Genomic DNA, 9,278 nt, shown 5'->3' on the forward strand with positions numbered 1-9,278 from the left:
AAATCAACGGGCAGAATTCATAAACGTAAAAAACAATCTTTGAAAAAGAGCATATTGTTTTAACTGTTGTTATTACCATTATAGTATAAGTTAAGGTCTGATTCGAATGCTTTGCGGCAAATAATTTTTTTACGGTCATCCCGTATCGGGTTTCATGTGTTAGTTTATATTAGTATAGAAAGCGCTGCAGGTTTAATCAAACTTGAAAAAGAGATGTTATAAGTTGAAAGAAAAGCGTTATCATACTATGATGAAATTAATAAAGGAGGGAAAAGAATGGCAAATCAGGTAGAACCGAAATTAATCAAACCATTATATGACGAATTGCAAAAGGAACGTTTCGTCACACTTGCCACTATTGACTTTGAAACTGCCGGGCCTAATGTTAATGCGATTTCATGGATACTGGCAAAAGATGACGAAACATTATATTTTGCAGTTGATAACCGTTCGAGAATTGTTCAAAACATAAATAGCAATAACAAAGTTGTTCTGAACATTATCGCGAATGAATCTACATACTCCATCGCAGGTGAAGCATCGGTTAAGGCTGAAAAGATGGAAGGCGTACCTTTAAAGCTCGCTCTTATGGCCATTACTGTGAAGGAAGTCCGTGATGTCATGTTTTACGGCTCTAAAATCACTGTCGAACCTCAATATGACAAAACATACGATAAAGATGCAGCAGCCCGTTTGGACAAACAGGTAATGGAGGCAATGAAAAAAGCTTAGTTCCCCAGGGAACTAAGCTTTTGTTGTTCTAACAGCCGTTTTACCGCTAAACAATAAATACCATCGGTAGTGACGCTTTTACTTATAATAATTTGAGTGTTTTTCCTGTTTTTGTTCAAGCTGTTTTTCCTGATCATTGTTGAGTCTTTTCTTTGGATCTTCGGTTGCGTTTTTCTCATTTTTCTTTTTAGGATCAACCAGGTCGGCTGGGACTTCAGGCATTAACCGGCCGGCGATATCTGCCAGTTCATTCATGATTCCCTGCAGGGGCTCTCCGTTTTGAATGTCAGCGGCTATTTCCCGAAGCCTGGCGTTAATATCCGGATCAGCCACTACAATTGCTCTTGCACCATGAGGATCATTTTTAAGGGTTTCGGCAACTGAATATTTGATTGATCCGACCTCAGAACGATCGAGATTTTTATTTACATCTACTCCAACTACTGCAAAGCGTCCAAGTACAACTGCTGTTGCATCATTGACATTGGGAACTCGGACAGCCAAATTGACAAGATGCCTGGAAACCTGCTGTCCAGTCTCTCTGTCAACTTCCTGTATTGTACTATTTTTAACATTTACTGAGTTGATGTTTTTCTGTTCCTGATGATCTTGGGCCTGATTGTTCATGCCGCACCCTGTTAATAGTAATCCTGTCATCCAAACAAGCAGCCATTTATTCATATTTGACACCTCCGGGACATCTGAATTTCCTGAAAATGAAAGCTTGAACTTCTTCAGGTTCAGGAATATTGAGGATTGTTTAATGTTATTGTGCAAAATTTCTTCTATCTTTATTCGGCATTACATATATTTTTACCAAGATAGATTTGTCCACTTCCTAAGAAAGCCTTTCTTCCTAATTAATCAACATCTTTCGAAGGCTGAATAATATAGAACAACAGGATTATAATCCATCAGGAATGAAGGTGATCTTTTTCATGAAACTGCAAATCTGCAGGCAGGGGATCTCGCTTTTGCAATTTGCTTTACCAAGACACATGAGGAGCAGGAGGCATCATATTGAGTAAAATTTACGTATTAGATACCAATGTCTTGTTGCAGGATCCTAATTCCATATTTTCATTTGAAGATAATGAAGTAGTTATTCCGGCTGTAGTTCTGGAAGAGGTTGATTCTAAGAAAAGGTATATGGATGAAATTGGGAGGAATGCAAGGCAAGTATCCCGGCTGATTGACAGCATGAGAGAGACAGGTAAGCTACATGAGAAAATACCTCTTGAAAATGGCGGAAGCCTGCGAATTGAGTTAAATCATAGATCATTTCATGAACTTCAGGAGATCTTTGTAGAAAAAACGAATGATAATCGGATTTTGGCAGTTGCAAAAAACTTATCCTTGGAGGAAGAGACAAAAGAAAATGGACGAACGGTAATCCTGGTAAGCAAAGATGCCCTAGTCAGAGTTAAAGCGGATGCTATCGGGCTAATTTCAGAGGACTTCTTAAGTGATCGTGTAGTTGAAAATGATCATTTATATCCCGGTTTTCTGGAGGTATATATAGGTCTCGATATTATGAACCGTTTTTATGAAAAAGGAGAACTGCCACTTTCTGAAATAGCAAATCATCCTTTCTATCCGAATCAGTTTCTGGTGATGAAAGATGCGCTTGGTTCCTCATCGTCTGCACTTGGTATAGTGGACAAAAGTGGAAAGAAAGTGAAAAAACTTATTTTTGATCATGACCATATATGGGGGATCAAGCCGAGGAACGTGCAGCAGACAATGGCTCTTGAGCTGTTACTGAGAAACGACCTGCCGCTTGTTACGCTTATCGGCAAGGCTGGGACTGGAAAAACTCTTTTGGCGCTGGCATCCGGCTTAATGCAGACCGAAGATTATGGACAGTACAAAAAATTGCTGGTCGCCCGCCCCATTGTGCCTGTAGGCAAGGATTTGGGATTCCTTCCGGGTGAAAAAGAGGAAAAGCTAAGACCATGGATGCAGCCGATTTTCGATAATCTGGAGTACCTGTTTAATGTCAAAAAGCCGGGTGAATTGGATGCCATATTGGCAGGTATGGGCTCGATTGAGGTGGAGGCCCTGACATATATCAGAGGCAGAAGCATACCGGATCAATTCATTATTATTGATGAAGCACAGAACCTGACGAAGCATGAAGTAAAAACCATATTAACCAGGGTAGGGGAAGGGAGTAAAATTGTACTGATGGGAGATCCCGAGCAGATAGACCATCCCTACCTGGATGCTTATAACAACGGTCTCACCTATGTCGTGGAAAGATTTAAAGATCAGGTTATCTCGGGTCATGTCAAACTTGTTAAAGGTGAGAGATCCGGCTTGGCCCAGCTTGCTGCTGACCTGTTATAGCCTGCATGACAGGGCTCGTGAATTCTGAGGTTTTCATGCCGGGGGAAGAGACTGCGAAGAAAAAGGGCGATGCAATTCGCCCTCTCCTGTCATTCCACTCTAAATGCTTTCACTCTTTTTATAGGGGAATTCTGGTTGCTCCCATCCCCGAGATAGGCATGAACAGGCCCATCCTCTTTTAATGGTTTTCCATCCTTTGAGAACCCCAATATTAATTCTTCTGCTTCAGATAGAGTCAATCTGGTTTCACCATCTTCGCTTTCAATAACAACGATTTCAGCATTCTCTTCCGGCTCCGCATTCATTAGGAATGGTTTAAAAGGTATTCCGAATGTGCCTGTCAGGACCTTTTCTTTTTCAAATTTCTTTTCTGTTTTAAGTGTTGGAGGGAAAACTGCGCCTTCTATAATTTCTCTATCCCAATGCTTTGAGACTGCTTTAGTATATTCCTCAAGTTCATTTTTTCTGATATTTTCCTGCATAAAGTATGTTGTCAAATCAACCCTGCGGTCATCAAATATCCAGACTCCCGGATCTAAGGTGATTTGATATTTTACGTTTCCTTTGAAAGCAATAATATTTTCCATATTGAACCTCCTGGCAGCAGCTTTTATATTAAATATATGTATGATTTAAGTATACAGATTTTTAAGGCGCTTGTCATACAGGCAATATTGATGACATTCCTTATTAGTGCAGTCCTGAATTCATGCGGGAATCCTTTCTTTATCGAATCCCTTATTATCCTTGCTTTTTTCCATGCTTAAGTATAAAATTTATAGATAGGATAATCGCTCGGAAATGGAGGGATTTAAAGTTGGCTTCTGACATGATTATTGACCACAAAGAAAAAGCAAATGCCATTTTGAAGGCAGATGCTGCTAAAATATTAAAGTTAATAAAGGTGCAGATGGATAATCTAACCATGCCTCAATGCCCTCTATATGAGGAAGTTCTTGATACCCAGATGTTTGGCTTATCCAGAGAAATAGATTTTGCTGTCCGTCTTGGATTAATTGAAGAGACTGAAGGAAAGGCTATTTTAGAGGAATTGGAAAGGGAACTCTCCATGCTCCACGAAGCTTCAGTAAAAAAATAATAATAAAAAACTCAAACATCATACAAAGAATGTTTGAGTTTTTTTATAACCTTATTATTATAAAAAATGGTATTAGTATATCCAAAAGAAAAGAATACTCAATATTGTATAACTTAATTTAAAAATAGTATAACATAATTATAGAATTATTTTCTTTGCTGTGTTACATTTAAATTAACTTTTCTTTTCTTCAAAGCAGGATATTTAATACTATAGTAGAATAAGTAATAAACTTAGAAGATAAGGGAAGAGGGCTGGATGTTTAAAAAAATATTAAAATCATATGATTATACCCTGATAATAGCTGTAGCCCTGTTAGCTGTTTTTGGACTTATTATGGTTTTCAGTGCAAGCATGGTAACAGCAGTGCAGATTTATGATCAGGATAGCGACTTTTTCTACAATAAACAAAAGCTGAATTTAATTATCTCAGGCATTGTTTTCGTATTTGTCGCTCTATTTCCATACAAAGCTATGCAAAGCAACAAATTTCTTGTTCCGATGGTATTTCTTTCGTTATTCGGCCTAATTGCGTTATTTATCTTCGGAAAAGTAGCGGGCGGAGCTATGAGCTGGTTTGAGATCGGCAAGAGAAGCCTTCAGCCTGCAGAGTTTGTCAAGCTTTCAGTCATTATATATTTGGCTGCTGTGTATGCAAAGAAACAGCCCTATATTAATGAATTTAACAAAGGGGTTCTCCCGCCGCTTGCTTATCTCATACTTGCCGTAATCCTGGTTGCTGTACAGCCTGATTTTGGTTCCGCCATGATTATATTGCTTGTGGCTGGAGCAGTAATATTTACTTCAGGCATGAATTTTAAGAACATATTTAAATTGGGGCTTTTCGGAGTATTGCTGGCTGCTCCTTTTATCCTTCTATTAAAAGATAAAATATTTGCGCCTTATCGAATGGGGAGGGTAGAAGCATTTAGAGATCCCTTTGGATCGGAGTTCGGATATCAGCTTTCGAATTCCTATATTGCCCTCGGTGCAGGAGGTTTAAAAGGGCTGGGCCTTGGTGAGAGTATACAAAAACTTGGGTATCTTCCTGAAGCCCATACAGACTTCATTATGGCCGTAATTGCTGAGGAACTCGGGGCATTTGGAGTAGGTTTTGTCATTTTGCTTCTCGGGTACATTGTACTGAGGGGAATCTTTATCAGTTTAAAGTGTAAAGATGCTTTTGGCAGCTTGCTTGCTATCGGGATTTCCGCCATGATAGGAATTCAGGCGTTCATTAATCTTGCTGGAATTTCGGGTGTTATACCGCTCACTGGTGTTACACTTCCTTTTATTAGCTATGGTGGATCATCCCTGCTTCAGCTTTCGATTGCAATGGGAATTCTAGTGAATGTCTCTATGTTCGTCAATTATGAAAAGAAATATAAACATAAACATGAAGAGACAAATCCGGGATCTGTGGATATGGCTTCCGAAAAAACATTTTCTATTCATAAATAAGCACAGATAACTTCACAGTGCTTTATTTATATATCAATCAGCAGATGCTGATTACATAATTGCTTCCATCACGGGGCAGCCAATCAAAGTTATTATGGCCGGTTAGCGGAATACCCGCCCGGCCTCAACTTAGATTTGGCAGAATATTGCCAAAAAATACATAAAGACGGGGTGTTTTGTTTGAGCAGAAGAATTAACAAGGTATTAGTAGCCAACAGAGGAGAAATTGCCATTCGTGTATTCCGCGCCTGCACAGAGCTGGATATTCGCACGGTAGCTGTCTATTCGAAAGAAGATTCCGGTTCCTACCACCGCTATAAAGCGGATGAAGCTTATCTGGTAGGGGAGGGCAAAAAACCGATTGATGCCTATCTTGACATTGAAGGAATCATTGATATAGCAAAAAGCAGTGATGTAGATGCCATTCATCCTGGCTACGGATTTCTATCTGAAAATATTGAATTCGCAAAACGATGCGAGGAAGAAGGCATCATATTTATCGGTCCTACTTCAAAGCATCTGGATATGTTTGGAGATAAAGTTAAGGCAAGAACTCAAGCCCAGCTTGCTGAAATTCCTGTTATACCAGGCAGTGATGGTCCAGTAGAAAGCCTGGACGAAGTGATTAGCTTCGGCAAAAATCATGGCTTCCCAATTATCATTAAAGCTTCACTTGGCGGCGGCGGAAGAGGCATGCGCATCGTAAGGAACCTTGAGGAAGTAAAGGAATCATATGAGCGTGCCAAATCAGAGGCAAAAGCAGCTTTTGGGAATGATGAGGTTTATGTTGAAAGATTTATAGAAAGACCAAAGCACATCGAAGTTCAAATCTTCGGAGACCATGAAGGAAATATTGTTCATCTGTATGAAAGAGATTGTTCAGTCCAAAGGCGCCACCAGAAGGTTGTTGAAGTTGCACCTTGCGTCTCACTCCCGGAAAATTTGAGAGACGAGATATGCCAGGCTGCTGTCAACCTGATGAAGAATGTAGATTATTTAAACGCAGGAACTGTGGAATTCCTGGTTTCAGGTGACCAGTTTTATTTCATAGAAGTAAATCCGCGTGTGCAAGTTGAGCATACGATCACCGAAATGGTAACAGGTGTCGATATTGTACAAACGCAAATCATGGTGGCTGAAGGCTACTCGCTGCACAGCAATGAAGTTGGTGTTCCAAAACAGGAAGATATTCATGTACATGGCTTTGCCATTCAATCCCGTGTTACAACAGAGGACCCTTTAAATAATTTCATGCCCGATACTGGCAGGTTAATGGCATACAGATCAGGCGGCGGTTTCGGCGTGAGGCTTGATGCTGGAAATGGTTTCCAGGGGGCAGTAATCACACCTTATTATGATTCGCTGCTTGTTAAGCTCTCAACGCATGCAATGACTTTCCAGCAGGCAGCATCAAAAATGGTGAGGAACCTTCAGGAGTTTCGTATCAGGGGTATAAAAACAAATATTCCTTTCCTTGAGAATGTTGTAAAACATGAGAAATTCTTAATAGGTGAGTATGATACATCATTTATTGATGAAACTCCTGAGCTATTCCTATTTTCGAAAAAGAAAGACCGCGGGACGAAGATGCTGAATTATATCGGGAATGTAACGGTAAATGGATTTCCGGGAATTGAAAAGAAGAAACGTCCGGTATTTGAAGAGCCTCGAGTACCGAGATTAAAATACAGTACAGATTACCAGGATGGAACAAAGCAAATTTTAGATAAACAAGGTCCTGAAGGGCTTGTAAAATGGATTAAAGAACAAAAAGAAGTCCTGATTACGGATACTACCTTCCGTGATGCGCATCAATCTCTGCTCGCGACGCGGGTAAGAACTAATGACCTGAAGCATATAGCAGAGCCGACAGCAAAATTGCTTCCCGATATGTTTTCGTTTGAGATGTGGGGCGGTGCAACTTTTGATGTTGCTTACAGATTCCTGAAAGAAGATCCTTGGGATAGATTACTGACATTACGTGAAAAAATGCCAAATGTTTTATTCCAGATGCTTCTTCGTGCTTCGAATGCAGTCGGGTATAAAAACTACCCGGATAATGTAATAAGAGAGTTCGTAGAAAAATCGGCCTACGCCGGCATCGATGTATTCCGGATCTTCGATAGCCTTAACTGGGTTAAAGGGATGGAAGTCGCAATTGATGCTGTGCGCCAGACAGGAAAAATTGCTGAAGCCGCTATGTGCTATACAGGTGATATTCTGGATCCTGCCAGAACGAAATACAATCTTAAATACTATAAAGACTTGGCAAAGGAACTCGAAAATCAGGGGGCACATATACTGGCCATCAAGGATATGGCTGGTTTATTGAAGCCGCAATCAGCATATACTCTTATTTCTGAATTGAAAGAAACTGTTGACATTCCAATTCATCTTCATACCCATGATACAAGCGGAAATGGAATTTACACATATGCAAAGGCTATTGAAGCTGGAGTGGATATTGTAGATACGGCCCTGAGCACAATGGCAGGCTTAACATCCCAGCCAAGCGCTAACTCTCTGTATTACGCGCTGCAGGGAAATGATAGACAGCCAAAAATTGATATCCAGTCGCTCGAGCAATTATCTTACTATTGGGAAGATGTGCGCAAATATTACCAGGACTTCGAAAGCGGCATGAAAGCTCCTCATTCAGAAGTCTATCAGCATGAGATGCCTGGCGGACAATACAGTAACCTTCAGCAGCAGGCTAAAGCAGTTGGCCTTGGGGATAAGTGGGATGAAGTTAAGGACATGTATTCCCGTGTGAACCAAATGTTTGGTGATATTGTTAAAGTTACACCTTCATCAAAGGTAGTTGGTGATATGGCGTTATTTATGGTCCAGAATCAGCTGACGGAACAGGATGTTTTGAATAAAGGGAAATCACTGGATTTTCCAGACTCTGTTGTAGAGCTGTTTGAAGGCTACCTTGGGCAGCCATATGGCGGTTTTCCGGCTGAACTGCAAAAGGTCATATTGAAAGACCGGGAGCCAATCACAGTCAGACCGGGAGAACTACTTGAAGATGTAGACTTCGATGCCTTAAAAGAAAAACTCTTTAAAGAATTGGGCAGGCAGGTTACAAGCTTTGACGCAATTGCCTATGCACTATATCCAAAAGTATTTATGGATTATATTAAGACCTGCGATCAATTTGGTGATATTTCTGTTCTTGATACTCCTACATTCCTGTATGGTCTAAGACTTGGTGAGGAAGTGGAAATTGAAATTGAAACAGGTAAAACATTAATAGTTAAATTGGTTTCGATAGGGCAGCCTCAAGCCGACGGCACTAGAATTGTGTATTTCGAGCTAAATGGCCAACCGCGGGAAGTGAGCATAAAAGACGAAAGCATAAAAGCTACAACAGCAGCCAAGGCAAAAGCTGATCCGCATAATGAAAGCCATATTGCAGCCAGCATGCCGGGAACTGTCATCAAGTTACTTGTAGAAAAAGGTGAGAAAGTCGAAAAAGGCGATCACTTAATGATTACAGAGGCTATGAAGATGGAAACTACTGTACAGGCACCATTCTCTGGAACTGTAAAGGATATTTTTGTCTCAAATGGTGAAGCAATTCAAACTGGAGACCTGCTGATAGAGTTGTCAAAATAAAGCTGTTTTCGTAAAG

The 9,278-nt window shown here is 40.3% G+C and carries 7 protein-coding genes; 5 read left to right on the forward strand and 2 right to left on the reverse strand.

The genetic code is table 11. The annotated features are described in order from the left end of the window. Nucleotides 1–276 precede the first annotated feature (276 nt). Nucleotides 277–732, forward strand: a complete 456-nt coding sequence (locus CHI10_RS09710; RefSeq protein WP_095244096.1) for a pyridoxamine 5'-phosphate oxidase family protein — start codon at nt 277–279, stop codon at nt 730–732. 78 nt (nt 733–810) lie between these two features. On the opposite strand, the gene CHI10_RS09715 is transcribed toward CHI10_RS09710, so the two are convergent. Then, a complete protein-coding gene (locus tag CHI10_RS09715) occupies nt 811–1,413 on the reverse strand; it encodes a YhcN/YlaJ family sporulation lipoprotein (protein WP_095244097.1) in 603 nt (200 codons plus the stop codon). A 339-nt stretch (nt 1,414–1,752) separates the two neighbouring features. On the opposite strand from CHI10_RS09715, the gene CHI10_RS09720 reads away from it, so the two are divergent. Beyond that, a complete protein-coding gene (locus tag CHI10_RS09720; protein ID WP_048010618.1) occupies nt 1,753–3,081 on the forward strand; it encodes a PhoH family protein in 1,329 nt (442 codons plus the stop codon). Nucleotides 3,082–3,170: 89 nt separating this feature from the next. Here CHI10_RS09720 and CHI10_RS09725 read toward each other — a convergent pair whose 3' ends face one another. Continuing rightward, nucleotides 3,171–3,668, reverse strand: a complete 498-nt coding sequence (locus CHI10_RS09725) for a molybdopterin-binding protein (RefSeq protein WP_095244098.1) — start codon at nt 3,666–3,668, stop codon at nt 3,171–3,173. 230 nt (nt 3,669–3,898) lie between these two features. Between CHI10_RS09725 and CHI10_RS09735 the strand changes: the two genes are divergently transcribed. The 3 genes from CHI10_RS09735 to pyc all read left to right on the forward strand — a co-directional run bounded on the left by CHI10_RS09735 (nt 3,899) and on the right by pyc (nt 9,262). Next, nucleotides 3,899–4,180 carry an Fpa/YlaN family protein gene (locus tag CHI10_RS09735; RefSeq protein WP_095244100.1) on the forward strand — a complete coding sequence of 94 codons (282 nt, stop codon included), beginning with the start codon at nt 3,899–3,901 and terminating at the stop codon, nt 4,178–4,180. A 258-nt stretch (nt 4,181–4,438) separates the two neighbouring features. Next, the gene (locus tag CHI10_RS09740) at nt 4,439–5,641 is read left to right on the forward strand and encodes an FtsW/RodA/SpoVE family cell cycle protein (RefSeq protein WP_095244101.1); all 1,203 of its coding nucleotides are present in this window, start codon (nt 4,439–4,441) and stop codon (nt 5,639–5,641) included. Between the two features lie 180 nt (nt 5,642–5,821). Then, nucleotides 5,822–9,262, forward strand: coding sequence for a pyruvate carboxylase (gene pyc, locus CHI10_RS09745; protein ID WP_095244102.1), 3,441 nt, complete (start codon nt 5,822–5,824; stop codon nt 9,260–9,262). Nucleotides 9,263–9,278: the final 16 nt, after the last annotated feature.

Origin of the sequence: Bacillus sp. 7894-2 (assembly GCF_002272225.1) — a bacterium.
Taxonomy (GTDB): domain Bacteria; phylum Bacillota; class Bacilli; order Bacillales; family Cytobacillaceae; genus Cytobacillus.